We start from the raw sequence: 26,106 nt of genomic DNA on the forward strand, positions 1-26,106 counted from the left end.
TCTGTTGCAAAGATTGGCGGCAGTCAGAGGTAGGCTGTCGCTCTGCGCCGATCAGGCGGCTGCTGCGAAATGGTGGTTGAGCATGCCCATGGCCTCCGTCAGCGCCGAGGGCCCAATGCCAAAAGCTCTCTCCACAAGGCGCACCTCGCCCCTGATGCCGGGCTGCAGGCACCAGGGGCGAGCCTGTCCTTTGCGCAGGGCTCGCATGACTTCGAATCCCTTGATCGTGGCATAGGCCGTGGGGATCGATTTGAAACCGCGCACCGGCTTGATCAGTATCTTGAGCTTTCCGTGATCGGCCTCGATCACGTTATTGAGATACTTCACCTGCCGGTGGGCCGTCTCCCGGTCCAGCTTTCCTTCGCGCTTCAATTCGGTGATCGCTGCACCATAGCTCGGCGCTTTGTCGGTATTGAGCGTGGCAGGCTTTTCCCAGTGCTTCAGGCCTCGCAGGGCCTTGCCCAGGAACCGCTTCGCTGCCTTGGCGCTGCGGGTCGGCGACAGGTAGAAATCGATCGTGTCGCCCCGCTTGTCGACTGCCCGGTACAGGTAGGTCCACTTGCCCCGCACCTTGACGTAGGTTTCATCCAGGCGCCAGCTCGGATCAAAGCCACGCCGCCAGAACCAGCGCAGCCGCTTCTCCATCTCCGGGGCGTAGCACTGGACCCAGCGATAGATCGTCGTATGGTCGACCGAAATGCCGCGTTCCGCCAGCATTTCCTCAAGGTCGCGATAGCTGATCGGATAGCGACAATACCAGCGCACCGCCCACAGGATCACATCACCCTGGAAATGGCGCCACTTGAAATCCGTCATCGTTCCGTCCGTCCAATCTCCGCCAAGCATGCTCAAGCTTCACGATTTTTGCAACAGAGCCCACACGAGTATTGAGCATAGTCGAGATTGGTGCAGATCACTTCTGATATTGAACTGTCAGGAGCTGGCTGCACAACAGCCATTACGCCCAATCAACTGGTGCAGTCGTCTTCTGAAAATGACATTTGGTATCTCTCATAAACGGATGTTTTTGAGAGAACTATCTTCGGCCTTCACACGCACGAAAGGCGGCGAAGCTCCGCCGTTAATCCGTCCGCCGGAGATCTCGCCCAGGCAGGCTGAAGGCCGAGCAAGCCTGACAGGCCCGAAAAGCCCGGCACGGGCGTCGGCGGCGATGACGGCGGCGGCATTATCCAGGGTTGATGATGGAAGTGGAGGATATCGACAACCTCTCGCGCAACCAAGACATCGCGGTCGGACTGCAAGTGATCTTGAAGCCACGGGCCCGTCCCACCCCGACATGGACCTCGATGCCCGAACGGACGTTAGATTTCGAGTTCTAGGCGTTCTGCGATGAAGGTTGGATCCCAGCCGGGATTGAAAGTGTCGACGTGGGTGAATCCGAGCCGCTCGTATAGGCCACGCAGGTTCGGGTGGCAGTCGAGCCGCAGCTTGGCGCACCCCTGCGTTCGCGCGGCATGGCGGCAAGCCTCGATCAGCGCGGAGCTGACACCCCGGCCCGCATGTGTCCGTCGCACCGCGAGCTTGTGCAGATATGCGGCCTCCCCCTTGAGGGCGTCGGGCCAGAACTCGGGATCCTCGGCCGACAAGGTGCAACAGCCGACGATGCCGTCGCTGCAACTCGCGACTAGGAGCTCGGATCTCAGGACGAAGGTCTCCGCGAATGTCCGGTCGATCCGCGCGACGTCCCAGGCGGGCGTTCCCTTGGCGGACATCCACGCCGCAGCGTCGTGCATCAGCCGCACAACCTCGTCGATATCACCCGAGCAGGCGACCCGAACGTTCGGAGGCTCCTCGCTGTCCATTCGCTCCCCTGGCGCGGTATGAACCGCCGCCTCATAGTGCAGTTTGATCCTGACGAGCCCAGCATGTCTGCGCCCACCTTCGCGGAACCTGACCAGGGTCCGCTAGCGGGCGGCCGGAAGGTGAATGCTAGGCATGATCTAACCCTCGGTCTCTGGCGTCGCGACTGCGAAATTTCGCGAGGGTTTCCGAGAAGGTGATTGCGCTTCGCAGATCTCCAGGCGCGTGGGTGCGGACGTAGTCAGCGCCATTGCCGATCGCGTGAAGTTCCGCCGCAAGGCTCGCTGGACCCAGATCCTTTACAGGAAGGCCAACGGTGGCGCCCAAGAAGGATTTCCGCGACACCGAGACCAATAGCGGAAGCCCCAACGCCGACTTCAGCTTTTGAAGGTTCGACAGCACGTGCAGCGATGTTTCCGGTGCGGGGCTCAAGAAAAATCCCATCCCCGGATCGAGGATGAGCCGGTCGGCAGCGACCCCGCTCCGTCGCAAGGCGGAAACCCGCGCCTCGAAGAACCGCACAATCTCGTCGAGCGCGTCTTCGGGTCGAAGGTGACCGGTGCGGGTGGCGATGCCATCCCGCTGCGCTGAGTGCATAACCACCAGCCTGCAGTCCGCCTCAGCAATATCGGGATAGAGCGCAGGGTCAGGAAATCCTTGGATATCGTTCAGGTAGCCCACGCCGCGCTTGAGCGCATAGCGCTGGGTTTCCGGTTGGAAGCTGTCGATTGAAACACGGTGCATCTGATCGGACAGGGCGTCTAAGAGCGGCGCAATACGTCTGATCTCATCGGCCGGCGATACAGGCCTCGCGTCCGGATGGCTGGCGGCCGGTCCGACATCCACGACGTCTGATCCGACTCGCAGCATTTCGATCGCCGCGGTGACAGCGCCGGCGGGGTCTAGCCGCCGGCTCTCATCGAAGAAGGAGTCCTCGGTGAGATTCAGAATGCCGAACACCGTCACCATGGCGTCGGCCTCCGCAGCGACTTCCACGATGGGGATCGGGCGAGCAAAAAGGCAGCAATTATGAGCCCCATACCTACAAAGCCCCACGCATCAAGCTTTTGCCCATGAAGCAACCAGGCAATGGCTGTAATTATGACGACGCCGAGTCCCGACCAGACTGCATAAGCAACACCGACAGGGATGGATTTCAGAACCAGAGCGTTAGGGAAGGTGCGAATAAGTCACCAAGTACAAAAATACGCCTTTGTAAGCATTTGAATTAAATCGACTAAAATTTTCAGTTTTGTTGTGGAGGGTACTTGTTCTCACCTTCCTTAGATTGGCTTACACCATTAGAGAAATTTGCTCAGCTTGTTGATTATCATATGGCTTTTGAAACTGTCGCACCTCATGTTTGAATTCGCCCCATATTTTTGCTACAGTGAACCAAATTAAGATCATCTATTTACTAGGCCTCGCATTTGCGGGGTTTTTAATGCTGAATAAAAGGAAAACTTGATGGAATTGCCCAATATTATGCACCCGGTCGCGAAGCTGAGCACCGCATTAGCCGCTGCATTGATGCTGAGCGGGTGCATGCCCGGTGAAATCCGCCCGACGATTGGCCAGCAAATGGAAACTGGCGACCAACGGTTTGGCGATCTGGTTTTCCGCCAGCTCGCACCGAATGTCTGGCAGCACACTTCCTATCTCGACATGCCGGGTTTCGGGGCAGTCGCTTCCAACGGTTTGATCGTCAGGGATGGCGGCCGCGTGCTGGTGGTCGATACCGCCTGGACCGATGACCAGACCGCCCAGATCCTCAACTGGATCAAGCAGGAGATCAACCTGCCGGTCGCGCTGGCGGTGGTGACTCACGCGCATCAGGACAAGATGGGCGGTATGGACGCGCTGCATGCGGCGGGGATTGCGACTTATGCCAATGCGTTGTCGAACCAGCTTGCCCCGCAAGAGGGGATGGTTGCGGCGCAACACAGCCTGACTTTCGCCGCCAATGGCTGGGTCGAACCAGCAACCGCGCCCAACTTTGGCCCGCTCAAGGTATTTTACCCCGGCCCCGGCCACACCAGTGACAATATCACCGTTGGGATCGACGGCACCGACATCGCTTTTGGTGGCTGCCTGATCAAGGACAGCAAGGCCAAGTCGCTCGGCAATCTCGGTGATGCCGACACTGAGCACTACGCCGCGTCAGCGCGCGCGTTTGGTGCGGCGTTCCCCAAGGCCAGCATGATCGTGATGAGCCATTCCGCCCCCGATAGCCGCGCCGCAATCACTCATACGGCCCGCATGGCCGACAAGCTGCGCTGAGCCATGGCTGACCACGTCACCCCCAATCTGCCATCGCGCGATTTCGATGTGACAGAGGCGTTTTATGCGAAGCTGGGCTTTGCGACGAGTTGGAAGGATCGCGGCTGGATGATCCTGCAGCGCGGCGGTTTGCAGCTCGAATTCTTCCCCTATCCTGACCTCGACCCAGCTACGAGCTCGTTCGGCTGTTGCCTGCGGTTGGATGATCTCGATGCCATGGTGGCATTGGTGAACGCGGCGGGAGCCGAGGAAAAAAGCACCGGCTGGCCGCGCTTCAAAGCTCCGCAACTGGAGGCGAGCGGCCTGAGGATCGGCTACCTGATCGATCCCGACTGCACGCTGGTGCGGCTGATCCAGAACCCCGACTGACCGCATGCCCGCGAAAATCAAGATTTGCGGGATCAGCACACCCGAGGCGCTCGATGCGACCATCGCGGCGCGGGCGGACTATGCCGGGTTGGTGTTCTATCCAGCGTCGCCCCGTGCGGTTACGTCGAATGTCGCGGGCGCTTTGACATCGCGCGCAGCTGGCCAGATCGCCATGGTCGGTTTGTTCGTCGATGCGGATGATGCTGTCATCGCCGACGCACTGGTGGCAGCCAAGCTGAACGCGCTGCAGCTGCACGGTTCGGAATCGCCCGAACGCGTGGCCCAGTTGCGCGCGCGGTTTGGCAAGCCGGTGTGGAAGGCGCTGCCCGTCGCCAGCGCCAGCGATGTCGCACGCGCCGCAGCCTATGCCGGGGCGGCGGACTTGATCTTGTTCGACGCCAAGACCCCCAAAGGCGCGCTGCCCGGCGGCATGGGGTTGGCGTTCGACTGGTCGCTGCTGGCCGGATATCGCGGTGCCTTGCCGTGGGGGCTGGCAGGCGGGCTAAATCCGACGAATGTTGCCGAGGCGATTGCGCGCACCGGAGCGCCGCTGGTCGATACCTCCAGCGGCGTCGAAAGCGCGCCGGGCGTCAAGGATACCGACAAGATTACCAATTTCGCCTTTGCGGTGCGCTTGGCCTAAATCGCGTCGATCAATAGGCGTCGTTCAGCGCAAAGATCGGCTTGCGGGTGCGCCACTGCCCTCGGGTGAAGTCGGGAAAATCTAACGTGCGATTGCCCTCAGCAATCGATTGTTCCGACAGAGGCGTGATCGCGCTCCAGGCCAGCGCGTCGTAAATGTCGATTGGCATCGGGGCCTTGGCCTTCAGCGCCTCGACAAAAGCGTGGATCACGAACCAGTCCATCCCGCCATGCCCGGCCCCTGCCGCCAGATCGGCGTAGCGTTTCCATAGCGGGTGATCGTATTTCGCAAACCAGCCCTCGGCAGGCTCCCAGCGGTGCGGCTGTGGGCTCTTGCCCTCCAGATAGATCGACTTGTTGACGTCCATCCACAGCCCCTCGGTGCCTTGCACCCGAAAGCCGAGAGAATAGGGGCGCGGCAGCGAGGTGTCGTGGCACAGCATGATCGTTTCACCATTAGTGCAGCCGATCATGGTGTTGACCACATCACCCAGTGCGAATTTCACCTCGGCGTTGGGATGATCGGCAGAGCCGTTCTTGACGACATAATCATGCAGCCCGCGCGCCTTACAGCCGAAGCCGCCAGCGCCCGCTTCGCCCGGCAACGCGACCTTCAGGGTGCGGGTCTGCGGCGGGTAGCACACGCCGGCATCGGCGCAGCCCTGGTACTTCACGGTCAGGGTGGTCGCGCTCGCGCCGGCCGCGGGCGTGCCGGTGAGGGTGCCGAGCAATTCCTTGCGGTAGGTTTCGACGTCGCCGAAGAATTCGTCGCGGTAGGCCTTGCCCTTCGGCAGCGCCATGGTCGCGCCGGTGAAGGCGGCATCGGCCTTGACCGAGGTGCGGTGCCGGTACAGGTAATAGCCGTCGGCGATCCGCCAGCGCACCTCGATGCGGTCCGGCGCGGTGGCCTGCGCGGACAGGACGAAGACCTCGTCGACCGGCGGCAGTTCGAAGTCCTGGGCGACGGCCGAGGTCGCGGGCAGCGCAAGCAGCAGGGCGAGCCCGGCCAGCCAGCGGCGCAGGCGGATCGTGGATGCGGTCATTGGCTCAGTTTACCGGTCGGCTCTCGGCGGCCAGCCATTGCAGGTATTCGGGCAGGCCGGACGCGGCTTCGACCGCGAGCAGCTCCGGGAGTTCGTAGGGATGCAGTTGGCGCAGGCGTTCCTGCAGGGCGGGGTAGGCCTCGGCACTGGTCTTGACCAGCAGCAGGACCTCGGCCGCGGCCTCGACCTTGCGTTGCCAGCGATAGACCGAACGCAGGCCGGGCAGGAGGTTGACGCAGGCGGCCAGGCGCTCGGCCACCAGCGCGGTGGCGATGCGCTCGGCGCTGTCGGCGTCGGGACAGGTGCAGAAGCAGATCAGGGCGCTCACCGGCATAGGGTAGCGGCTGCCCCGATCCGGCGGGCCTGGCGGACATCCGCGTGCGGCCCTTGAAAGTCGGCGGGCCCGCCCCATCTCGGTGGCATGCCGGGTTCGCCCGGTTCTGTTGTCCGCGGTTTGGCACTCGCTTCGCGCGACTGCTAAAATCGCCGGGTTTTTCCACGTCAATCAACCATTTACCGAGGTTGCCATGTCCAATATCAAGCCGCTGCACGACCGCGTGGTCATCAAGCGCATGGAAGAAGAGAAGCTGTCCGCCGGCGGGATCGTGATCCCGGATTCGGCCACCGAGAAGCCGATCAAGGGCGAAGTCGTCGCCGTCGGCACCGGCAAGGTGCTGGACAACGGCCAGGTCCGCGCGCCGCAGGTCAAGGTCGGCGACAAGGTGCTGTTCGGCAAGTACAGCGGCACCGAAGTGAAGCTGGACGGCGTCGAGCTGCTGGTGGTGAAGGAAGACGACCTGTTCGCGATCCTCGGCTGATCGCGCGTCGCTCCCACACATTTCTCATCCGAATAATTTTTCGAGGTAATTCGCAATGGCTGCCAAGGACATTCGTTTCGGCGAAGACGCGCGCTCCAAGATGGTGCGCGGCGTCAACGTGCTCGCCAACGCCGTGAAGGCGACCCTCGGCCCGAAGGGCCGCAACGTCGTGCTGCAGAAGAGCTACGGCGCGCCGACCATCACCAAGGACGGCGTCTCCGTCGCCAAGGAAATCGAACTGGCTGACGCGTTCGAGAACATGGGCGCGCAGATGGTGAAGGAAGTCGCTTCCAAGACCTCCGACAACGCCGGCGACGGCACCACCACCGCCACCGTGCTGGCGCAGGCGTTCATCCGCGAGGGCATGAAGGCGGTCGCCGCCGGCATGAACCCGATGGACCTGAAGCGCGGCATCGACCAGGCGGTGAAGGCCGCGGTCGGCGAACTGAAGTCGCTGTCCAAGCCGTCGTCGACCAGCAAGGAAATCGCCCAGGTCGGCGCGATCTCCGCGAACTCGGATGCCAACATCGGCGACCTGATCGCGCAGGCGATGGACAAGGTCGGCAAGGAAGGCGTGATCACGGTCGAGGAAGGCAGCGGCCTGGACAACGAACTCGACGTGGTCGAGGGCATGCAGTTCGACCGCGGCTACCTGAGCCCGTACTTCGTCAACAACCAGCAGTCGATGTCGGCCGACCTGGATGATCCCTTCATCCTGCTGTACGACAAGAAGATCTCCAACGTGCGCGACCTGCTGCCCGTCCTCGAGGGCGTGGCCAAGGCCGGCAAGCCGCTGCTGATCGTGGCGGAGGAAGTCGAAGGCGAAGCGCTGGCGACCCTGGTGGTCAACACCATCCGCGGCATCGTCAAGGTCTGCGCGGTGAAGGCCCCGGGCTTCGGCGACCGTCGCAAGGCGATGCTGGAAGACATGGCGATCCTGACCGGCGGCGTGGTGATTTCCGAGGAAGTCGGCCTGTCGCTGGAGAAGGCCACCATCAAGGACCTCGGCCGCGCCAAGAAGATCCAGGTGTCGAAGGAAAACACCACCATCATCGATGGCGCCGGCGAAGGCGCGGGCATCGAGGCGCGCATCAAGCAGATCAAGGCGCAGATCGAGGAGACCTCCTCCGACTACGACCGCGAGAAGCTGCAGGAGCGCGTGGCCAAGCTGGCCGGCGGCGTTGCGGTGATCAAGGTCGGTGCCGCCACCGAAGTCGAGATGAAGGAAAAGAAGGCGCGCGTCGAAGACGCCCTGCACGCGACCCGTGCGGCCGTCGAGGAAGGCATCGTCCCGGGCGGCGGCGTCGCCCTGATCCGTGCCAAGGCGGCGATCGCCGGCATCAAGGGCGTGAACGAAGACCAGAACCACGGCATCCAGATCGCCCTGCGCGCGATGGAAGCCCCGCTGCGCGAGATCGTGACCAATGCCGGCGATGAGCCGTCGGTCATCCTCAACCGCGTGGTCGAAGGTTCGGGTGCGTTCGGCTACAACGCCGCCAACGGCGAGTTCGGCGACATGATCGAGTTCGGCATCCTGGACCCGACCAAGGTCACCCGCACCGCGCTGCAGAACGCCGCGTCGATCGCGGGCCTGATGATCACCACCGAAGCGATGGTGGCCGAGGCCCCGAAGAAGGACGAGCCGGCGATGCCGGCCGGCGGCGGCATGGGCGGCATGGGCGGCATGGATTTCTAAGCCCCGCGATCCATCAAGCAAGACCACAAAGCCCGGCCTCGTGCCGGGCTTTGTGCGTTCTGGCGTCCGAGGCGGGAGACTTCCTACCCGCCCCGCGGCAATGTCTGACGCGAAGATCAGAAAACGCCGATATGAACGCGTGCTCGCGGGCGCAACCCTGAGCAGCCGTCCCTGCAACGGAGCGCTGCGTGCCGCGCCTGACCGCACCCCGGCGGCAGGCCGAGGTGTGCGCGCCACTGCCGGCCGCCCACGCCGCTGCGCGTTACGCGCGCCACCTGCCCGAGCGCACGCTGCTGTACGCGCTAGTGCAGGCGCACTACCCGGACTTCATCGCGCGTCTTGAGGCCGAAGACCGCCCGCTGCCCGAGTATGTGCGCGAGGAGTTCGAGACCTACCTGCGCTGCGGCGTGCTCGAGCACGGCTTCCTGCGCGTGGTCTGCGAGCACTGTCGTGCCGAGAGGCTGGTGGCGTATTCCTGCAAGAAGCGCGGGCTGTGCCCGAGCTGCGGCGCACGGCGCATGGCCGAGTCGGCGCGGCATCTGGTGGACGAGGTGTTCGGCCCGCGGCCGGTGCGGCAATGGGTGCTGAGTTTCCCGTACCCGTTGCGCTTCCTGTTCGCCAGCAAGCCTGAGGCGATCGGCCCGGTGCTGGGCATCGTGCATCGTGTGATCGCCGGTTGGCTTGCCGATCAGGCCGGCGTGCCGCGGGATACGGCGCAATGCGGCGTGGTGACCCTGATCCAGCGCTTCGGCAGCGCGCTGAATCTCAACATCCACTTCCACATGCTGTGGCTCGACGGCGTGTACGAGGACACCACCGAGCGTCCGCAGCGCAAGCCGCGCCTGCACCGCACCCGTGCGCCCACATCGGCGCAACTGACGGAACTGGCCAACACCATCGCGCATCGCGTGTGCCGGCACCTGTCGCGCCGCGGCTGGCTCGAAGGCGAAGACGAATCCGTGTTCCTGTCCGACAGCGCGGGTAGCGACGACGGCATGGATGGGCTGCGGATGAGTTCGATGACCTACCGCATCGCCACCGGTCGCGACGCTGGCCGCAAGGTCGTCACGCTGCAAACGCTGCCTGGCGACGCCGGTCCGCTGGAGGGCGACGCCGGCAAGGTCGGCGGCTTCTCGCTGCATGCCGGCGTGGCCGCGGAAGCACACGAAAGCCACAAGCTCGAAAAGCTGTGCCGCTACATCACGCGCCCGGCGATCAGCGAGCAGCGGCTATCGATCTCGCCACAGGGCAGGGTGCGTTACCAGCTCAAGACGCCGTGGCGCAATGGCACCACGCATGTCGAATGGGATGCGGTGGACTTCATCGCCAAGCTGGCGGCACTGGTCCCGCCGCCACGCGCGCATCTCACCCGCTTCCACGGCGTATTCGCCCCGAATGCAAACCTGCGCGCGCAGCTGACGCCCTCGGGGCGCGGCAGGCGGCCTGCGGGCGATGCGGCGCCAGTGGACGTCAGCGCCCACGACGAGCCGCGCAGCCCCGAGCAGAAGCGCCGTGCGATGAGCTGGGCGCAACGGCTCAAGCGGGTCTTTTCCATCGACATCACCACCTGCGCCCACTGCGGCGGCGCGGTGCGGATCGTCGCCAGCATCGAAGACCCCAAGGCCATTCGCGCCATCCTCGCCCACTTCGAGAAACACGGCGCGCTGGAGCAAGCGCACTACCGGCCCGCAGCGCGCGCCCCGCCGCCCGCCGCGTGATGAGGCGCCGGCCACACAGCCGGCAGCCAAGCCAGAGTCCGATCCGATGCGGCCACGACCCCGCAGGGCTGCGCTCGGCCCTGTGCCGGGATTCGGTGAGAAATGGCTACGCACTGAGCCGCTGCGTGGCCCCGCGATGTCGAAAACCCACGCATGAACCCCCGATCTGTGCCCGATCTGTGCCCAAAGCGGCGCTTGCGCGGCCGCTTCCTACCCGCCAGACTCGCCAAAAAGGGCGGTTGAACTTCCTATACCCATATCCCACTTTAGGTTTGGCAGCACCTTTTCAATCAGGTGGTTGTTTACACCAATCCAGCTATTGGCCAATTGAATATTGGTTTCGTCTACTTTTTTTGATTTTTTAAACAGCTTGGTAAAACCGAGTGCCAAAACAGGGGGACCATGTAAAAACGTGCTTCCTGTAATGACTGAACCAACTGTGAGTCCTTTACTGACTTTTTGCAATAAGGATGCTTTTTTATGAGCAGTAGACATAAATCTAACCTTGAGTGTAGAGATTTAAGGAAGGTGCGAATAAGTCCGAGATATGAGATCATCGTGTTGTAACCTGACCCCTGAATGAGTAACCGGATGAGCCAGCAACTGACTTTTGCCGACAGTGAGTTTTCCAGTAAACGCCGCCAGACCCGCAAAGAAATCTTCCTTGGCAGAATGGATAACTTGCTTCCCTGGGACAAATTACTTGGCGTTATCGAGCCTGTGTATCCCAAGGCCGGTAATGGTCGCAGGCCCTATCCGCTGGAAACCATGCTGCGTATTCACTGCATGCAGCAATGGTACAACCTGAGCGATGAGGCCATGGAAGATGCCCTCTATGAAATCGCCTCCATGCGACAATTTGCTCGCCTGTCACTGGATAAAGCCATTCCAGACCGCACTACCATCATGAATTTCCGGCATTTGCTGGAGCAGCATGAACTGGCCCGCAAAATCTTCAGTACCGTTAATCACTGGCTAGCAGAGTGTGGCGTTCTAATGACCCAGGGCACCTTGGTGGATGCCACCATCATTCAAGCCCCCAGCTCTACCAAAAACAAACACAACAGCCGTGATGAAGACATGCACCAGACCAAGAAAGGTAACCAGTGGTACTTCGGCATGAAAGCGCACATTGGCGTGGACGCCAAAAGTGGCCTGACCCACAGTCTGGTGACCACGGCGGCTAACGAGCACGACCTCAATCAGGTTGGCAAGTTACTGCATGGCGATGAAGAATTTATCTCAGCCGATGCTGGTTATCAGGGGGCCGAAAAGCGCGATGAGCTCAGCGATGTCAGCGCAGACTGGCTTATCGCCAAGCGTCCCGGCAAAGTGAATGCATTGAAGCAACACCCGCGCAAGAACAAGCTGGCCATCCGTTACGAATACCTGAAAGCGAGTATCCGAGCGAAGGTTGAGCATCCATTTCGGATAGTAAAATGTCAGTTTGGTTTCGTCAAAGCCAGGTACAAGGGGCTGGCTAAAAATGACAGTCAACTGGCGATGTTATTCACCCTGGCGAACCTGGTTCGAGTTGACCAATTGATACGGGCACAGGCGAGATCTACCTGAAATGAGGAAATTGGCCTGAAACAGGGCCAAAATCAGCCACGAAGAGACGATTTTGGGCTGAAAATTGGAAAATTTAGCCACAGGACGTCGATAAAGGACGGTTTGGGGCGTCATATTGGGAGCTGCGAACCACTTAATCGCAGCTTCCCTAGAGGGGATTAAGTGCTTAAACCCTGTCATACTACACAGACTTTATTGTATAAAATTGGTAAAGTTGCCCCGTCTTATGGAGATTGAATAATGGCTACTGCGGAACAACTAAAAGCGCTTTTAAAGAGTCACGCTGAACGTGACGATCAGCGTTTTTATTCTGTTGCCCTTCAGGTTGCTGCCAAAGAAGCTCGACAGGGGCATAATAAGCTTGCGAGCGATATTAAAAATCTTGTTGAGAAATCTCAGCGTTCTACCAATAAGCTGGGTCTAGCATCGTCTAGAACTATACCTTTTGCGCAACAGAATCAAAGTGAGTTAAAAGGTCTATTAGAGCTCACGCCACACAGTGTTCGCCTAAATGAGCTTGTTCTTTCTGATGACATACAAGAACGTATGGAGAAGGTGATATTAGAACAGCGTCAGAAGGATAAACTCAGTCAGTTTGGTTTGCAGCCGCGTAGAAAACTTCTTTTTACTGGTTCTCCTGGAACTGGTAAGACAATGTCTGCATCTATGTTGGCAACAGAGTTAAAATTACCTCTTTATACAATCGTCCTAGATAATCTTATTACTCGTTTTATGGGAGAGACTGCTGCAAAGTTGCGTTTGATCTTTGATCATATAAGGCAAACAAGAGCTGTTTATCTTTTTGACGAATTTGATGCTATAGGAACTCAACGAGGTGCACCCAATGATGTTGGGGAAATTCGTAGGGTGTTAAACTCATTTTTGTTGTTTGTAGAGCAAGATGCATCAGAGAGTATTATTGTTGCAGCTACAAACCATCCAGAGTTACTAGACCAAGCGCTTTATAGAAGATTTGATGACATCATTAAGTTTGAAAAACCAAAATTTGATCAAATATGCCTTCTTATTCAAAACCGTCTATCACTTTTCGATACCGATGATTTTGATTGGAGGATGGTTGCTGAAGCTGCAAATGGTTTGAGCTCTGCTGAGATTACCCGATCTTGTGAAGATGCAGCTAAAGAAGCTGTTTTGAATTTTAATGCAAAAATAACAAGTGAAACACTGTTAAAGGCCTTTTCTAGAAGGCAGTCAGGTAATAACAAATAAAAAGTATATAAGGGAATTATATGGTTTCTAAAAGGAAGCATTTAGATGTGGCTCGGTTTTTCATTGACGAACCTTTTAAATCTAAAAGGCCTGGTCGAAATTCAGGTGTTCCTGGTCGAGATAGAAACCAACATGGAAGTTATTTGGCTGGTTTATATCAGAATTTAATAAATGCTTACGAACAAAAAAGAAAACAACAAATTAATCCTATCACAGATGATTCTGGTATTTATGTTGAAATTATCGGAGTTGATGGATGCAAGCTCCCATTAGATAGTTTAGATAACAGAGATTTTAAACTCTGTTCTTGCCAAATGAGAGGAGATAGAGAGTTCGCGTTAATTTTTATACCTGAAGATAAACGTGATACATTCCTTAAAAAAATACAACAGTATTTAGACCCTCAGAAAGATGGAAAACCAAATAAGGAAGGCGTTTCTTTTCCTCGAAATCATACGTTAATAGATAGTATTTCCGAGATCAGGCTTGCAAATTTGGAGTCATTTTGGACAGATCCTATAGATTTATTTCCTGCAGATAGGAATCTTGATGTCTGGTGGGAATTATGGTTGAAAAGTAACACCGTAGACGACGTTAAAAAAATAGCAGAGTCTCTTGCTGAAAGAGTTGATGGTCGCTTAGGAAACACATCTCTTTCATTTTTCAATTCTTTTGTTGTTCTTATTAAAGCCTCAGTTAATAAACTTGAGAAAGCTCCTGAATTAATTTCAAATTTAGAAGAAATTCGGAAAGCGAAGGAGACACCAGTTCCCATCATTAGCTCTTCACCAAAAGAGCAACAAGAGTGGCTGAAGAGTATTTCTGATCGAGTATCTCTTTCAGATAATATAACAACCAGTGTGTCAATACTGGATACTGGTATTAATTACAATAACATGCTGTTAAGTAAAGTGTGCTGTGATGATTTTTCTGTTTCTTGGGATCCTGATTGGCCCAAATACGATCAATATCAAGCACTAGCGCCGTTTAATGAGCATGGTTCTTTGCAGGCAGGACTTGCAGCATTTGGGAATTTGATGGATGTCGTATTAGGAAATAGCGCTATCCAACTATCACATGTTATTGAGTCAGCAAGAATTTTACCTCCGCAAGGCAACAATGATCCCTTTTTATATGGGGCTATAACGGTAGGAACAGCATCCAAACTTGAAGTAGATAGGCCAGATATAAATAGAGTATATAGCCTTGCTGTTACGTCTGATCACGAAAGAGAAAGTGGCAGACCTTCTTCATGGTCTGCAGAAATTGATCAATTCACTTCTGGTATGCAAGATGGAAAGCGGAGACTTTTTGTTATTTCTGCCGGTAACAACTTAGATATTCGTCCTGACCAAGACTATTGGGATCAAGTCAATCTCGCGCAGATAGAAGATCCAGCTCAAGCATGGAATGCTATTACTGTTGGGGCATATACAGAAATGACCACAAATGATGATCCATATTTTGAAGGTTGGTCACCATTTGCAATGGCGGGTGATGTTGCTCCATCAAGTCGTTCTTCGGTGAATTGGGCGTGGAGAAAGCAAGCACCATTTAAGCCAGATGTAGTTGCCGAAGGTGGTAATCGACTTTTGTCACCTGATAAGACTGAACTCAGTAATGAAGATACTGTTGGATTATTAACAACATCAGGAAAAACTACCGGTCAGGTTTTTGAGCGGGGTAGTGATACAAGCGCTGCGTGTGCGTTAGTCTCGAGATGTGCGGCTCAGTTAACAGCCGAGTATCCTGAACTTTGGCCCGAGACTATACGAGGTTTGATAATTCACTCTGCGGAGTGGACTCCACGAATGATGGAACGATTTGGTTTATTAAGTGCAGTACATAGTCCTAAAGTAGCAAAAGAAACATTATTGCGTACGGTTGGGTATGGTGTAACAAACATTGACAGAGCTAGATATAGTGCTGACCATGCGCTTACTTTGATCGCTGAAGGCGAAATTCAGCCATTTATCAAATCCCAAGATGCTAATGCGTCATCTGATCCTAAACTAAATCAAATGAAACTTTATCAGTTACCTTGGCCTCTCGCGGAATTGCAAAATTTGCCGCCAGAGTTAGAAGTTAAACTCAAAGTTACTTTATCTTACTTCATAGAACCTAATCCTGGTAGGAGAGGTTATCGTACAAGATATAGCTATCAATCTCATGGTTTAAGGTTTGAAACTATCAGACCTGGTCAATCAATTGCTAACTTCCGTTCTTACATTAATGGTTTAGCAAATATGGATGATTACGATGGACCAGAAGGTGACAATGATGGGTGGTTTTTAGGGAGTCAACTTCGAACAAGAGGTTCAATTCATTCAGATCACTGGACTGGTAGTGCTCAAGATTTAGCTGATATGCATACTATAGCTATTTTTCCAGTAGGTGGATGGTGGAAATATAAAACTGCAGAAGAACGGTGGGAAAATAGAGTGCGGTTTAGCCTTCTTATTAGTATTGAAGTACCTGATGAGAGTGTTGACATTTACTCTGTAATAGAGAATCAGATTGAAGTTGCAATAGAAAATCAGGTCGCAATAGAAATTGTAACTTGAGTTACTAAAAGCCATTAGTTTAATTTCCCCTGTCTTATTTTAAGACAAGAAAATACTTCTAGGAGTTGAAGGCAAGGATGAAACTGCACAGTATTCGGATATCAAATTTTCAAAGTTTTGGTGCTGAACCAACAGAACTGACACTGGAAAATATTACCTATCTGATTGGCCCCAACGGGTCAGGCAAGACTGCTGCACTCCAGGCTTTGTGCCGACTGTTTGCATTTGATCCATCATTACGCCGTATTCAGCGCTCAGACTTCCATGTCCCGCACGATGAACAAGAAGCGCCCGAAGAAAGGCAGTTATGGATTGAGGCGGACTTCGTTTTTCCCGAGTTGGAGGGTGAAGAAGATAACTCAAGCGTTGCTCCCCATTTCAGTCACATGCGCCTTGATGACCCTGACGGAATTCCTCGGGTACGGTATCGCCTAAGTGCCACTATGGGCCTAGATGGAGATATTGATGAAGCTTTCGTGTATGTGCTTGAAGTTGGTCCGGACGGCTCACCTATAAATCCTGAAACAGTTCCTCGATCTGACCGAAATCACATACAAGTCCACTATCTGCCAGCCAGGAGAGATCCTACTGACCACATAGCATACGGAACGAGTGCGCTGCTTGGCCGCTTGCTACGTGCCGTGAACTGGGAAAATGAACGAGAAGAGGTCAAAGGGTTCACCGACCAGATTAGTGAGAGCCTGGCTGCTAATTCATCGGTTAATGCTTTTAGTTCCCACCTGAAGAAAATATGGGGCACCCTCCATAAAGGCAGCTACTTTACAGATCCCAAGATTACTTTTGTGGCATCTGAGATCGAGGCGTTGCTTCGTCATTTGTCCGTATCATTCTCGCCTGGACATGATGACAATCTTGTCGATTTTTCTCGACTCAGTGACGGTCAGAAGTCGATGCTCTATCTATCGTTGGTTCTCTCATCTCAAGCTGTTGGTCGTGCTGTCCTTGCCGGTGAGGACGACTCTTTTGACCCTGAAAAGTTGCGTCCGCCAGTCTTTACTTTAATAGCCCTTGAGGAACCAGAGAACAGCCTCTCACCTCACTATTTGGGAAGAATTGTTAACGCTCTTAACTCAATGACGAGTAACGAGGATGCTCAGGCCCTAGTCGCTACGCATGCTCCGTCGATGTTGCGACGTGTCGATCCGGAACATATTCGATATCTTCGACTTACTGAAACCCGGCAATCAAGAATTAAGAAAATCCAATTACCCGCTAAAACCGATGAAGCGCACAAATTTGTACGTGAGGCTGTCCAGGCATTTCCTGAGATCTACTTCTCTCGTTTGGTTGTGTTGGGTGAAGGGGATAGCGAAGAAATTGTATTACCGCGCCTTTTCCAAGCAAAGGGTGCGCCAGTTGATGAATCAGCGGTTACGATTGCTCCGCTTGGAGGTAGGCATGTAAACCATTTTTGGCGTCTGTTATCCGAACTGCAAATCCCATTTTTGACTCTTCTAGATTTAGATGTGGGCAGATATCAAGCGGGCTGGGGAAGAATAAAGTATGTAAATAACCAACTTGGTTTGTATCAACCTGAAAAGGTACTACCAACTACTTTTTCTTTATCAGATTGGAATGATGACAAAGTACCTGTTCGTACACATCATTTCTTTGAAAACGGCACTAAGAGTGTATTTTTAGAGCTGGAAACACGTGGTGTTTTTTTCTCATTTCCAATGGATTTAGATTTTTCAATGCTTCTTGCTTTCCCTAATGCGTACGGTGTTCAGCAGGAGGTTTCAGATGAGTCTACGATTAAAGCCGTTTTGGGTAAGAGCCATCATGGCTCATACCAATACAGCGGAGACGAGTTAAATCTTTTCTCTACGTATCACAAGCTTTTTAAACTGGGTAGTAAGCCCGCTGCGCATATAGATGCTCTTGCTCAACTGAGCAACGAGGAATTGCTGGCGAACATGCCAGGATCATTTGGACGACTTGCAGATGCCGTGATAGCCAAGCTTGCGGAGCTGCCCGAGTGATTGCTGTAGATGCATGGTTGCCTTCTGATGGGCTAACACTTGAACCCAATGCTCTGCTGGCTGCGAAGGAACAAGCGCGCTGTCTTGCACTGACTGCGGGGCCGGGAGCGGGCAAGACGGAAATGCTTGCACAGCGAGCTGACTTCCTCCTCCGAACCGGAACCTGCCGTTATCCGAAGAGAATACTCGCTATTTCTTTCAAAGTTGACGCCAGCAAAAACTTGAAGGAGCGAATCCAGCGACGCTGTGGACAAGAATTGGCTTCCCGTTTTGATAGCTACACATTTCATGCGTTTGCAAAGCGTATTATTGATCGCTTCCGAGTAGTGCTTACTGGTAATGATGCTCTGGATACGGATTATTCGATTGGCGAAAGAAAAGTCACAAGAAGGCAAATTACATTTCATGATCTTGTGCCGCTAGCAATTCAAATTCTCAAGGCCTCTGTTGTCGCAAGAAATGCCATACGCCAAACTTACAGCGATGTTTTCTTGGATGAATTCCAAGACTGCACGGATCAGCAATATGAACTCGTTAAGGTAGCTTTCCAAAGTACAAGCATTCGTCTTACCGCTGTCGGTGACACCAAGCAGAAAATCATGGGATGGGCAGGAGCTTTGGACGGAATTTTCCAAACGTTCGCTAAGGATTTTTCAGCCGTACCACTAAACATGTACCGAAACTTTCGTTCAAAACCACGCCTGCTTCGGATGCAGAACGAGATAATTCGTGTGCTTGATCCAGCTTCCGTTATGCCAGATCACCAACTTGCTGGTGAGGAGGGAGAGGTTTTCGCGTGGCAATTCGAGAATGCACAGGGGGAAGCTGAGTATTTGGCCGATTTGATTGCCGGGTGGATAAGAAATGAAAAGGTTCCGTTGTCCGAAATCGCCGTATTAGTGTCCAAACAACTAGATCTTTATGCCAACCACTTGATGACGGCATTGGAAGTTAGGGGAATACCGTACCGGAACGAGCAGGAGATGCAGGATATTACTGTTGAACCTGCCGCGAGGCTCGTTGTTGACTATTTGTCCTGCCTCTACGGCCAGCGAGAGCCCAAAGCTTGGGTTCGGCTTATGAATCAATTGATTCCCTTTGCTGATGATGAGGTGCAGTCTAGCGCTAGGCAAAGCTTCCAACGCTTCTTCAAGGAGCAGAGAAAAATCATCACCATGACCGAGCTGTTGGATGAGCCGTTTTCGGGATGGTGGGATTCTGTGTGTAGCTTTCTGAAGAAAATAGGAATGGAGACTCTTGTTGCTCTCTCGCCCGACTATGAGTCACATGCTAGGTTAGGTGAAGTTGTGAGAGATACCAAAGCGCGCATTGAAGAATTGCTTGAACTTACCCCCGATTTGCCTCAAGCCTTGACTCGTTTCTCTGATGATCAGGCTGTGCGTATTCTGACTATCCATAAGAGCAAAGGATTGGAGTTCGACTCAACGATAATTATGGCCGTTGAGAACGAAATATTCTTTGGGGATCAAGATGCTAATCGGTGTGCTTTCTTTGTTGGTGTATCCCGTGCCAAGCGTCGGCTTGTTGTTACATACGCAAAAGAGCGAGATAAGCCTGATAATTATTCAGGGATATGGCGAACGAATCGCTCTGCTCAGTTAGAATATTTTGGATATACATCTCCTTTTGTTAAGTGAGCCGATAGTAAGTTAGTTGAGCATCCAAACACCACCCAAAAGGCGCTTTTTGATTATTTCCTACCAATCAAGAATCGTTCAGGTTGTAAGGTTCTATCTAAAAAGCATCAAAAAGCGACTTCTGAATATACAAGACATTTTTAAGAATGAAAACATCACCCAAAAGCCATCGAAAAGCCACTTTCTGATGAACTTGACGTTACTATCAGATTGATTAATATATGAATTGTAAACGGTAGCTGGCCCAAAACAGCATTTTTCCAAATCTAAGGCGTTTGCCTTCACTTCGTTAACCCTCAGGGGGACTGTCCCCTAGGGGCACTCCTCCGTCTAAAACCTATCTCCCCGGAGGAAAATCAGATGTTTATCATCATTGTGCTTGCAGCGTTTTGCTGCTGCCTGCGTTTGTGCATTCCGCAAGCGACCAGGCTTCCATATCGCGATCTGGCTGACAGCTATGTCGCGTTCCTGGCGCTCAATTCCGAGCGGCCAAACACAAGAGGGCCTCCCTCATCCGTCAGAACGAGTGCTGGATTTCCGGCTTACTCTATGCTCCACCCCGTCTCTGTCGCCGTAGGCGTAAACAGAGACGGGGGTAGAGCCCCCGACGGAAGCCTTGAGCCTCAAGGGCTCTAGGCTTTCGCACCGCGCACGAATGTGCGCGAATTATACCGCCTTCGGCGGTTAGCGCGCTTCGCGCTTTCCTTTCCAAAGAATGACACGACAGTACCAGCCGGATCTGCTGGCAGTTTGTTCCGTCGGAACAGACCAGCCAATGGAATGAGCAGTTCGCTCCATAGCAGTACAATTCGTAATTAATGACCGTGGACATCGGGTTTAACTGTCCTGTGTTTGGGCAAGATCCCAGCGTTGGCCTTAGCATGCAGAGCTAATTAAAAAACTGCGTTTCACTTACCACCGGATACGGACGGGCCAACAAAGTAAAAATTTTGATTAACAGAGTTAGGGGGATCAATGCGTTCAGAGCGGACTAATCCGGATTCACGGAATTTTGGTCTTCGTAGTCGAGATATAAACAAGGCAGCCCTGAACGCTCTCAAGGAGGGGATGAAGAGTTTTCAGTCCATAGCCACTATTCATGACCGATGGAGCGTTTTTAGCGCTTGGATTAAGTCCGAACAGGGCATAAAGGACATGCGGGACATAGAAAAGGCTCATTTGGTCGCTTATGCGGCGCACCTTAATGATCGCTACGAGCGGGGAGAAATTGCGCCATCCACGGCGCAGAACTACCTGAGCGCAGTGAATCGGGTGATGGAGATTGCGCGTGGCGACCGACAGGTACGTGTAGATCCTGTCTCCGAGGGGGGACTTCCAAAGCGCTCAGGTATCGCCACTGGCGACCGAAGTGTTTCGGAAGCTTCCCATAATGCCGCAATGGGGGCAGCCTCCGAGCGCCTTGGGGCTTTGCTGGAACTACAGCGTAATTTCGGTCTGCGGTTCGAGGAATCGGCCAAGCTGGATGCAGCCAGAGCACTAAGAGAGGCCGAGAAAACTGGCTCCGTGAGCATAAAAGATGGCACCAAAGGTGGCCGGGCGCGCACTGTTCCGATCACCAGTGATGCTCAAATTACGGCACTCCAGCGAGCCGCCGCCATACAGGATGGCCGCAGCATGATCCCCGCAGAGAAGAATTATCGTGAGTTTCGGCAAGAAGCCTACCGGGAGATCGGCAGCCATCCGGTGAACTTCCATGGCGAAAGGCACCACTACGCTCAAACGCGCTACAAAACTTTGATGCGTGCTGATTGCCCGGTAAAAGCAGGTGTTAAACATGGGCGAGAGCACTATGAATATTTAGCCAAAGAACTTGGAGTATCAATAGCTCACGCCAAAATGCTGGACAAAGAAATCAGATCTGAAGTGGCTTTGGAATTGGGTCATGGTCGCATCGATGTGACAAATAGTTATTTGGGGTAATTGATGGAAAAATGGGTAAGAGAAAGAAGCCATGTTTATGTGCGGCATGGAGGGAAGACGGCTCGGCGAGCTATGGTAAAAAGGCTAATTTCGGCTCTAAACGATATTGCCGCCAATGAAAAAGGAGTCAACGCACCATCACAAATTGGAAGAGCTCATATCCACCGGTATTACACAAGGCATCAAGGATTGAGTACCACGACATTGCGGGATCATTTTTATGCGTTCCGACTCTTGTGGGAATTACTTAACCGTCCTGGAGAGCCTCCGCGCCCAAAAAACACCGGCTCTGCTGATTAAAAGCCATCTACGCCTATGTCATATTCCTTAATAAGACCTTCCGTTCGCTGCTTTGTTTAAATGTGCCCAAAAAGGGCCAATACAGCGCGTGTCGATTCAGAAATGAGCTGTTAAATTTGTATCAACTTCAGCTCCGTGCTGAGTATGTGCGATAGCTGGTCGCCAAAAACAAACAGCATTTTATCAATTTATCCCGTAACCGGGGTTCACCGGTTATGCGGTGTAACCCCTTCAATTCCAACTAATTGGAGGTGTTTATGTACTTTTCTACGTTCGTTTTGATCATGATTGTTACCGTGGGCGTTATTGCTTTCGGGGCTACGATTGTCGCCAAACTACTAAATAAGGCTTCGATTCTGGCATATCGATCATTGATAAAAACGCGGCCTGTACGGGTCGTTAGCCCATTGGTAACTAATAGCAGTTCATTGTGTGGTGAATGGTTGAAAGCTACCTCCGGTAGCCATCAACCTAGAGTCTCCGATGCTGTCGAATGCGCTCCGCTTGAGGGGGAGCTGGTTGTAGAACGCGCTGTAATAGGTTCCACCAGGAAATTATTGTCAGCTCAAAGATGAGGGAGATTTTATGTATCGACTGATTCTGACAAACAAAAAAAAGCGAACGCGAGAGTATCAGCCTTCTGATGCTGGTTATAGGGCAGCTCTCAAAGCCACGCGCAAGTTTTTGGAACAAAATCCCCAGGGAAATGCAGTGCTTTACGGGCATGGTGTTTGTGAGTCCTTCACTATACGCAACATGCCTGAAGCCTAATCCCTAATTAAATAACCCAACCGGGTACTTTGCCCGGTTGGGCTAAGTCCCGGCTATTAAACTTTTGGAGAATTAATATGTTGGGACAAAATCAAACAGAGATCCATCAATTCGATGTGTGTGGCCGCGTGTATTATCGTGGGGTTAACTACACTGAAAAAGAAGGTGAGTTGGCTGTTGAAACAGTAGAAGCTACTTCTCATGATGAAGCTGAAGCGCTGTTTAAAAGCCTGCAGGATGAGTATGCTCGTGAGTGTAATCGGACTGTTGAGCGCATCGATATCACTTTCACTATTGACTTGACGATAGCTGAAAGCGACAACGATGAACCGTACTTAGTGATGTAATTACTAAGAAAAGCAAAGGGCCAGCTTGTCTGGCCCTTTGCTACTTCTGGTGATAGGAATCTACTGAATCGGTTTCATTATCCTGCTTGGCCGTTTGCTCATCCAAGAGGCGGAGCATCTCTGATGCCTTGCGTCTGGCCTCGGCTACAATTTCTGGCTTCTCATGCTCCAAGATCTGGTCTAGTGTTTTTGCCACTGGTAAATCTCGCTAGTTTAGTTAGACTCTAAGTATATAAGGTTTTACAAGAGAGGTTCAGTTCCGTGGATGCCTTTACTATTGCAATGTTAAGTTTGCTCGCATTTTTTACCATTGTGACGTTCGGAAGTTTGTATTTATACAACAAACACAATCAAAATCGCGCTGATCAATAAATATATGTGTATTAAACGGCCCTGTTATCTATGCTGAATAATTCAGCAACAAACTGGTATTTTTACTGTCTCAATTAGATGATCGGACATAGCGTTAATTTCCTCATCGTCTAGCTTCGGGGCAAACAGGGGCGTTCCCCAGAATTGAACCTGTGGATAGTCTGAAAGCCTAAATACTCCATGCGGCCATCGGTCCTCGTCACCCAACCACCGGCGTAAAGTCAGATCTATACCCCATCCATTCTTTAGCTCTATCCAGCAATGCGGATTGATTTGAGTCTTGCTATGCACTGTTTCAACAAACCCTACTCTGCACTGATGTGGAATGTCTGATTTGGCTAGAATGTGGCCGATCACGTAAGTCATCACATCACAACCGGCTTTTGAATCCTCCAGATTTAGCAAAGCCAGTTCCAGTTCTTCATGCCACAGACTCATTGTGCCTTCCTAAATAGCAATTGCTGGCCTTTTTCATAGATAACTGGATATGGTAAAGCTTTGCCATCCTGGAACACACTATTGGGCGGGAAATACATGACTGCCCACTCCGGCAGCGCTCGGCTCGTACTTTTGTAAAAATCGTCCATTGGAAATGATTTCACGTCGCTGACCTGGGAGAAAATCAATCGAGAATATTTGGTCGTGTTATTAGCGGCCAGATTAAAGCTATCAATATTACCACTGCCCACAAAGGCTGGTGTTTTCCAAGGATTAGGCATTGTAACGTTGTATGCAATTACGCAGTTTGAGCCATCACAGCCAAATTGTGGAGCCGTTACTGCCCACATAATTAAGGGATTTCCATCAATCTTAGGCGCTGTACTTTCCACTATTTTAGTTAAATCCAGGTTCATAGATTTCGCGGCTACCGCAACGGCATTATCAATTAGGTTTATGTAGTTGCTATAAGCATCTTCTGAGGATTTAGCCATTGATGCAGGCATCCAAGCCATCAAACTTGGCCTAGCGGATGGGTTATCCGGTGATGTAAGAATGCTTGCAGTGTTAAACATGAGAGTTTGCTGACCGTTCAATCCTCTTAATGGAGCATCAAGCGATGTGGCCAGGCTTGTGACATTTAGCGCTTTCATCAGTAGAGACTGTCTATATGAGTTCCGCCCATCTTCTGAGTCTCTCAGATCTTGGTCATAAATACCCCCAGCTCTTGCCAAGTTTAGCGCTCTGGACATCTCTGAATTATAGGATTTTGGGGTTGTAGCACAGCCTGCGAGCATAATGGCGGCGAACAAGGCTGTAGCTGAACTTACGGAAGTTGACATATTCATTTTCATTTAAAGCTCCTCTTTTAGAAATAGAGTGCCATTGGTTTGTGAAAATGCAACAAGGGTTAATTAAAACTTTTTAAAAATCATAAGTTTGTACTGACGTGACAAAGTTGCCGACATTATTCAATGATTAACTTTCACATGTGAAAGTTTTATTTGGACTGCCCAAATTGGACAGTTTGGGAGTTCGGTTTGTACTCATTTGCTCGGTAGGCTTTCGGGTGACACGAAACCTATTGGAGCAACAGTATGAGAGTCTCTCCCCCTTACATTAGAACACTATCTGCCTCTTGTTTAATCATCTTCTCTGTCGTCGCCACTCATGCCTCGGCTGAAGGGCTTCAGTCCGAGATGGATAGACTATTCAACGAAATGAGTAATACAACTAGACCGGGTATTCATGAGACACAACGCCGTGGAGTTATTGCGGGTGGGCGTGTGACCACCAAAGCGCGTATTTTTGATGAAAACCTAGTTAGCTTTGTCCCTCCATCCTGGAAAGCTGGGTGTGGTGGCGTTGATCTATTCGGTGGTTCTTTATCATTTGTGAATGCAGATCAGATTGTTCAACTGATGCGAGCTGTGGCAGCAAATGCAAAGGGCTATGCTTTTCAACTAGCTCTGGATAATGTTTTTCCTGATGGTGCCAAATGGATAGAAAACTTTCAGAAGAAAGTTCAGGCTTTGAACCAGCATTTAGGCAATTCTTGTCAGTTAGCTCAGGGTATTGTTAACGATTCACTAAGTGCTTTTGACACGAAACTAAAGAACGATACTCGTACAAAAGCATCGACCAAAGGTTTATTTGAAGACATGTTTTCTGCAACGCAGGAAACGGATGGACAAACGGCAATCAAGACGCTGAAAGACAACTCGCCACAGGCCTACCAAGAGATGATAGGTAATATTGTCTGGAAGCAACTCAAAAAGAATAGTGTAAGTTCATGGTTCCAGTACGGGGATAACAGCCTGCTTGAAGCCATGATGTCTATAACTGGTGCCGTTGTCATTGGTGATTTAATTAATGATCCAAATCTTGCTGGAGCAAACAACAGTACTAATCCCATCGTCACCTTACCGGGGAATCGAATTACCCTTGGAGATCTCATTTCAGGTGGCTCTGTTAAAGTTTATTCATGTGACAGTGATACGGTTAACTGTATTTCTGCTGGTTCTGAGCTGAAGAGTGTTCAGCTCAGGGGTATTGGCAATCAAATGTCAGATTTACTTCTTGGTTCTGATTCTTCACCTGGATTGATTTATAAATATGCAAACAATGTTGGGGCTTTAAGTTCTGCCGAGATAGCTTTTGTATCAAATCTCCCCAGTAGCTTTGGCTCACTTTTCCGAAATCTTTCCGCTGTTTCCAGTGATACAGCAGAGCAGTTTGCTCAGCAAGCACAGACCATCATAGCGCTAGATATAACCTATAGGTTTATTGAGGAGATATACCGGGCAACAACTATTGCGTTAGCTAACAGTGATAATGCCTATCAACAAAAAGCTGTTGATGTACTTGATGCTTCTCGGGCTGTTGTCAGACAAGAGTATGACCAATTAATTGTGAGGCACGGGAAGCTAAGTGATCTGATGGGGTATTACAACAGCTTACTTGATGTCACAAAGAAGCAGCGGCTTTTACTTGCGGCCCAAGCATCAGGGAAAAAGGAGTAAC

Annotated in this window: 24 protein-coding genes and 1 pseudogene; 15 read left to right on the forward strand and 10 right to left on the reverse strand. The window is 52.4% G+C overall.

What is annotated here, in order from left to right:
* Positions 1 to 51: 51 nt before the first annotated feature.
* The 4 genes and pseudogenes from WKR14_RS21110 to WKR14_RS21130 all read right to left on the reverse strand — a co-directional run.
* On the reverse strand, positions 52 to 816 hold the full coding sequence (locus WKR14_RS21110) for an IS6-like element IS6100 family transposase (RefSeq protein WP_001389365.1): 765 nt from the start codon (positions 814 to 816) through the stop codon (positions 52 to 54).
* Between the two features lie 506 nt (positions 817 to 1,322).
* Positions 1,323 to 1,823 (reverse strand): GNAT family N-acetyltransferase, encoded by a 501-nt coding sequence (locus WKR14_RS21120; protein WP_000376623.1) that lies wholly within the window; start codon positions 1,821 to 1,823, stop codon positions 1,323 to 1,325.
* A gap of 127 nt (positions 1,824 to 1,950) precedes the next feature.
* Positions 1,951 to 2,790: a sulfonamide-resistant dihydropteroate synthase Sul1 gene (sul1, locus tag WKR14_RS21125; RefSeq protein WP_000259031.1), complete on the reverse strand. Its 840-nt coding sequence runs from the start codon at positions 2,788 to 2,790 to the stop codon at positions 1,951 to 1,953.
* Positions 2,784 to 2,990: pseudogene (locus WKR14_RS21130) on the reverse strand (DMT family transporter); the annotation flags it as partial. The gene sul1 and the pseudogene WKR14_RS21130, both read right to left, overlap by 7 nt.
* A gap of 298 nt (positions 2,991 to 3,288) precedes the next feature.
* Here WKR14_RS21130 and WKR14_RS21135 point away from each other — a divergent pair.
* Genes WKR14_RS21135 through WKR14_RS21145 form a run of 3 tightly spaced genes read left to right on the forward strand, consistent with a single transcriptional unit; the run spans position 3,289 to position 5,113 of the window.
* Positions 3,289 to 4,101 carry a subclass B1 metallo-beta-lactamase NDM-1 gene (locus tag WKR14_RS21135; RefSeq protein WP_004201164.1) on the forward strand — a complete coding sequence of 271 codons (813 nt, stop codon included), beginning with the start codon at positions 3,289 to 3,291 and terminating at the stop codon, positions 4,099 to 4,101.
* 3 nt (positions 4,102 to 4,104) lie between these two features.
* Positions 4,105 to 4,470, forward strand: a complete 366-nt coding sequence (ble, locus tag WKR14_RS21140) for a bleomycin binding protein Ble-MBL (RefSeq protein ID WP_004201167.1) — start codon at positions 4,105 to 4,107, stop codon at positions 4,468 to 4,470.
* 4 nt (positions 4,471 to 4,474) lie between these two features.
* Positions 4,475 to 5,113, forward strand: coding sequence for a phosphoribosylanthranilate isomerase (locus tag WKR14_RS21145; protein ID WP_004201168.1), 639 nt, complete (start codon positions 4,475 to 4,477; stop codon positions 5,111 to 5,113).
* Between the two features lie 10 nt (positions 5,114 to 5,123).
* Here the strand turns inward: WKR14_RS21145 and WKR14_RS21150 are convergent, their stop codons facing one another.
* Positions 5,124 to 6,155 carry a protein-disulfide reductase DsbD domain-containing protein gene (locus WKR14_RS21150; RefSeq protein WP_004201169.1) on the reverse strand — a complete coding sequence of 344 codons (1,032 nt, stop codon included), beginning with the start codon at positions 6,153 to 6,155 and terminating at the stop codon, positions 5,124 to 5,126.
* A 4-nt stretch (positions 6,156 to 6,159) separates the two neighbouring features.
* On the reverse strand, positions 6,160 to 6,489 hold the full coding sequence (cutA, locus tag WKR14_RS21155) for a divalent-cation tolerance protein CutA (protein ID WP_004201171.1): 330 nt from the start codon (positions 6,487 to 6,489) through the stop codon (positions 6,160 to 6,162).
* Between the two features lie 193 nt (positions 6,490 to 6,682).
* Here cutA and groES point away from each other — a divergent pair, with 193 nt between their 5' ends.
* From groES to WKR14_RS21170, 3 genes are all read left to right on the forward strand, one after another.
* On the forward strand, positions 6,683 to 6,973 hold the full coding sequence (gene groES / locus WKR14_RS21160) for a co-chaperone GroES (RefSeq protein WP_004201172.1): 291 nt from the start codon (positions 6,683 to 6,685) through the stop codon (positions 6,971 to 6,973).
* A gap of 55 nt (positions 6,974 to 7,028) precedes the next feature.
* Positions 7,029 to 8,669, forward strand: coding sequence for a chaperonin GroEL (gene groL / locus WKR14_RS21165; protein WP_004201176.1), 1,641 nt, complete (start codon positions 7,029 to 7,031; stop codon positions 8,667 to 8,669).
* 236 nt (positions 8,670 to 8,905) lie between these two features.
* Positions 8,906 to 10,387: an IS91 family transposase gene (locus tag WKR14_RS21170; protein WP_032723056.1), complete on the forward strand. Its 1,482-nt coding sequence runs from the start codon at positions 8,906 to 8,908 to the stop codon at positions 10,385 to 10,387.
* A gap of 210 nt (positions 10,388 to 10,597) precedes the next feature.
* Here the strand turns inward: WKR14_RS21170 and WKR14_RS21175 are convergent, their stop codons facing one another.
* Entirely contained in the window at positions 10,598 to 10,882 is a 285-nt protein-coding gene (locus tag WKR14_RS21175) for a hypothetical protein (protein WP_015056391.1), read from the reverse strand.
* A 96-nt stretch (positions 10,883 to 10,978) separates the two neighbouring features.
* Between WKR14_RS21175 and WKR14_RS21180 the strand changes: the two genes are divergently transcribed.
* The 8 genes from WKR14_RS21180 to WKR14_RS21215 all read left to right on the forward strand — a co-directional run bounded on the left by WKR14_RS21180 (position 10,979) and on the right by WKR14_RS21215 (position 22,773).
* Positions 10,979 to 11,959, forward strand: a complete 981-nt coding sequence (locus WKR14_RS21180) for an IS5-like element ISEc68 family transposase (protein WP_151532535.1) — start codon at positions 10,979 to 10,981, stop codon at positions 11,957 to 11,959.
* A 240-nt stretch (positions 11,960 to 12,199) separates the two neighbouring features.
* Positions 12,200 to 13,189: an AAA family ATPase gene (locus WKR14_RS21185; protein WP_000179436.1), complete on the forward strand. Its 990-nt coding sequence runs from the start codon at positions 12,200 to 12,202 to the stop codon at positions 13,187 to 13,189.
* Between the two features lie 20 nt (positions 13,190 to 13,209).
* A complete protein-coding gene (locus WKR14_RS21190; protein ID WP_001536280.1) occupies positions 13,210 to 15,753 on the forward strand; it encodes a S8 family peptidase in 2,544 nt (847 codons plus the stop codon).
* Between the two features lie 77 nt (positions 15,754 to 15,830).
* Positions 15,831 to 17,756, forward strand: a complete 1,926-nt coding sequence (locus WKR14_RS21195) for an ATP-dependent nuclease (RefSeq protein ID WP_080080200.1) — start codon at positions 15,831 to 15,833, stop codon at positions 17,754 to 17,756.
* A complete protein-coding gene (locus WKR14_RS21200) occupies positions 17,753 to 19,414 on the forward strand; it encodes a UvrD-helicase domain-containing protein (RefSeq protein ID WP_000562220.1) in 1,662 nt (553 codons plus the stop codon). The genes WKR14_RS21195 and WKR14_RS21200 overlap by 4 nt, the downstream gene beginning before the upstream one ends.
* Positions 19,415 to 20,482: 1,068 nt before the next feature.
* Positions 20,483 to 21,355 carry an integrase domain-containing protein gene (locus WKR14_RS21205; protein ID WP_080080199.1) on the forward strand — a complete coding sequence of 291 codons (873 nt, stop codon included), beginning with the start codon at positions 20,483 to 20,485 and terminating at the stop codon, positions 21,353 to 21,355.
* Between the two features lie 885 nt (positions 21,356 to 22,240).
* The gene (locus WKR14_RS21210; RefSeq protein WP_080080198.1) at positions 22,241 to 22,426 is read left to right on the forward strand and encodes a hypothetical protein; all 186 of its coding nucleotides are present in this window, start codon (positions 22,241 to 22,243) and stop codon (positions 22,424 to 22,426) included.
* Between the two features lie 77 nt (positions 22,427 to 22,503).
* Entirely contained in the window at positions 22,504 to 22,773 is a 270-nt protein-coding gene (locus WKR14_RS21215) for a hypothetical protein (RefSeq protein WP_000901446.1), read from the forward strand.
* Between the two features lie 40 nt (positions 22,774 to 22,813).
* Here the strand turns inward: WKR14_RS21215 and WKR14_RS21220 are convergent, their stop codons facing one another.
* The 3 genes from WKR14_RS21220 to WKR14_RS21230 all read right to left on the reverse strand — a co-directional run bounded on the left by WKR14_RS21220 (position 22,814) and on the right by WKR14_RS21230 (position 24,437).
* Entirely contained in the window at positions 22,814 to 22,969 is a 156-nt protein-coding gene (locus tag WKR14_RS21220) for a hypothetical protein (RefSeq protein WP_023139365.1), read from the reverse strand.
* 218 nt (positions 22,970 to 23,187) lie between these two features.
* Entirely contained in the window at positions 23,188 to 23,583 is a 396-nt protein-coding gene (locus tag WKR14_RS21225) for a hypothetical protein (protein WP_339087169.1), read from the reverse strand.
* Positions 23,580 to 24,437, reverse strand: coding sequence for a hypothetical protein (locus WKR14_RS21230; RefSeq protein WP_000783473.1), 858 nt, complete (start codon positions 24,435 to 24,437; stop codon positions 23,580 to 23,582). The genes WKR14_RS21225 and WKR14_RS21230 overlap by 4 nt, the downstream gene beginning before the upstream one ends.
* Before the next feature lie 345 nt (positions 24,438 to 24,782).
* Here WKR14_RS21230 and WKR14_RS21235 point away from each other — a divergent pair, with 345 nt between their 5' ends.
* Positions 24,783 to 26,105: a conjugal transfer protein TraH gene (locus tag WKR14_RS21235; RefSeq protein ID WP_243757284.1), complete on the forward strand. Its 1,323-nt coding sequence runs from the start codon at positions 24,783 to 24,785 to the stop codon at positions 26,103 to 26,105.
* Position 26,106 lies beyond the last annotated feature (1 nt).

The organism is Shewanella chilikensis, assembly GCF_037953065.1.
In the GTDB taxonomy this organism is placed as follows: Bacteria; Pseudomonadota; Gammaproteobacteria; order Enterobacterales; family Shewanellaceae; genus Shewanella; species Shewanella chilikensis.

Bases quoted from the DNA above. Each gene is read 5' to 3' on its own strand.
- WKR14_RS21110 (WP_001389365.1), bottom strand. From the start codon at position 816: ATGACGGATTTCAAGTGGCGCCATTTCCAGGGTGATGTGATCCTGTGG.
- WKR14_RS21120 (WP_000376623.1), bottom strand. From the start codon at position 1,823: ATGGACAGCGAGGAGCCTCCGAACGTTCGGGTCGCCTGCTCGGGTGAT.
- sul1 (WP_000259031.1), bottom strand. From the start codon at position 2,790: ATGGTGACGGTGTTCGGCATTCTGAATCTCACCGAGGACTCCTTCTTC.
- WKR14_RS21135 (WP_004201164.1), top strand. From the start codon at position 3,289: ATGGAATTGCCCAATATTATGCACCCGGTCGCGAAGCTGAGCACCGCA.
- ble (WP_004201167.1), top strand. From the start codon at position 4,105: ATGGCTGACCACGTCACCCCCAATCTGCCATCGCGCGATTTCGATGTG.
- WKR14_RS21145 (WP_004201168.1), top strand. From the start codon at position 4,475: ATGCCCGCGAAAATCAAGATTTGCGGGATCAGCACACCCGAGGCGCTC.
- WKR14_RS21150 (WP_004201169.1), bottom strand. From the start codon at position 6,155: ATGACCGCATCCACGATCCGCCTGCGCCGCTGGCTGGCCGGGCTCGCC.
- cutA (WP_004201171.1), bottom strand. From the start codon at position 6,489: ATGCCGGTGAGCGCCCTGATCTGCTTCTGCACCTGTCCCGACGCCGAC.
- groES (WP_004201172.1), top strand. From the start codon at position 6,683: ATGTCCAATATCAAGCCGCTGCACGACCGCGTGGTCATCAAGCGCATG.
- groL (WP_004201176.1), top strand. From the start codon at position 7,029: ATGGCTGCCAAGGACATTCGTTTCGGCGAAGACGCGCGCTCCAAGATG.
- WKR14_RS21175 (WP_015056391.1), bottom strand. From the start codon at position 10,882: ATGTCTACTGCTCATAAAAAAGCATCCTTATTGCAAAAAGTCAGTAAA.
- WKR14_RS21180 (WP_151532535.1), top strand. From the start codon at position 10,979: ATGAGCCAGCAACTGACTTTTGCCGACAGTGAGTTTTCCAGTAAACGC.
- WKR14_RS21185 (WP_000179436.1), top strand. From the start codon at position 12,200: ATGGCTACTGCGGAACAACTAAAAGCGCTTTTAAAGAGTCACGCTGAA.
- WKR14_RS21190 (WP_001536280.1), top strand. From the start codon at position 13,210: ATGGTTTCTAAAAGGAAGCATTTAGATGTGGCTCGGTTTTTCATTGAC.
- WKR14_RS21195 (WP_080080200.1), top strand. From the start codon at position 15,831: ATGAAACTGCACAGTATTCGGATATCAAATTTTCAAAGTTTTGGTGCT.
- WKR14_RS21205 (WP_080080199.1), top strand. From the start codon at position 20,483: ATGAAGAGTTTTCAGTCCATAGCCACTATTCATGACCGATGGAGCGTT.
- WKR14_RS21210 (WP_080080198.1), top strand. From the start codon at position 22,241: ATGTATCGACTGATTCTGACAAACAAAAAAAAGCGAACGCGAGAGTAT.
- WKR14_RS21215 (WP_000901446.1), top strand. From the start codon at position 22,504: ATGTTGGGACAAAATCAAACAGAGATCCATCAATTCGATGTGTGTGGC.
- WKR14_RS21225 (WP_339087169.1), bottom strand. From the start codon at position 23,583: ATGAGTCTGTGGCATGAAGAACTGGAACTGGCTTTGCTAAATCTGGAG.
- WKR14_RS21230 (WP_000783473.1), bottom strand. From the start codon at position 24,437: ATGAAAATGAATATGTCAACTTCCGTAAGTTCAGCTACAGCCTTGTTC.
- WKR14_RS21235 (WP_243757284.1), top strand. From the start codon at position 24,783: ATGGATAGACTATTCAACGAAATGAGTAATACAACTAGACCGGGTATT.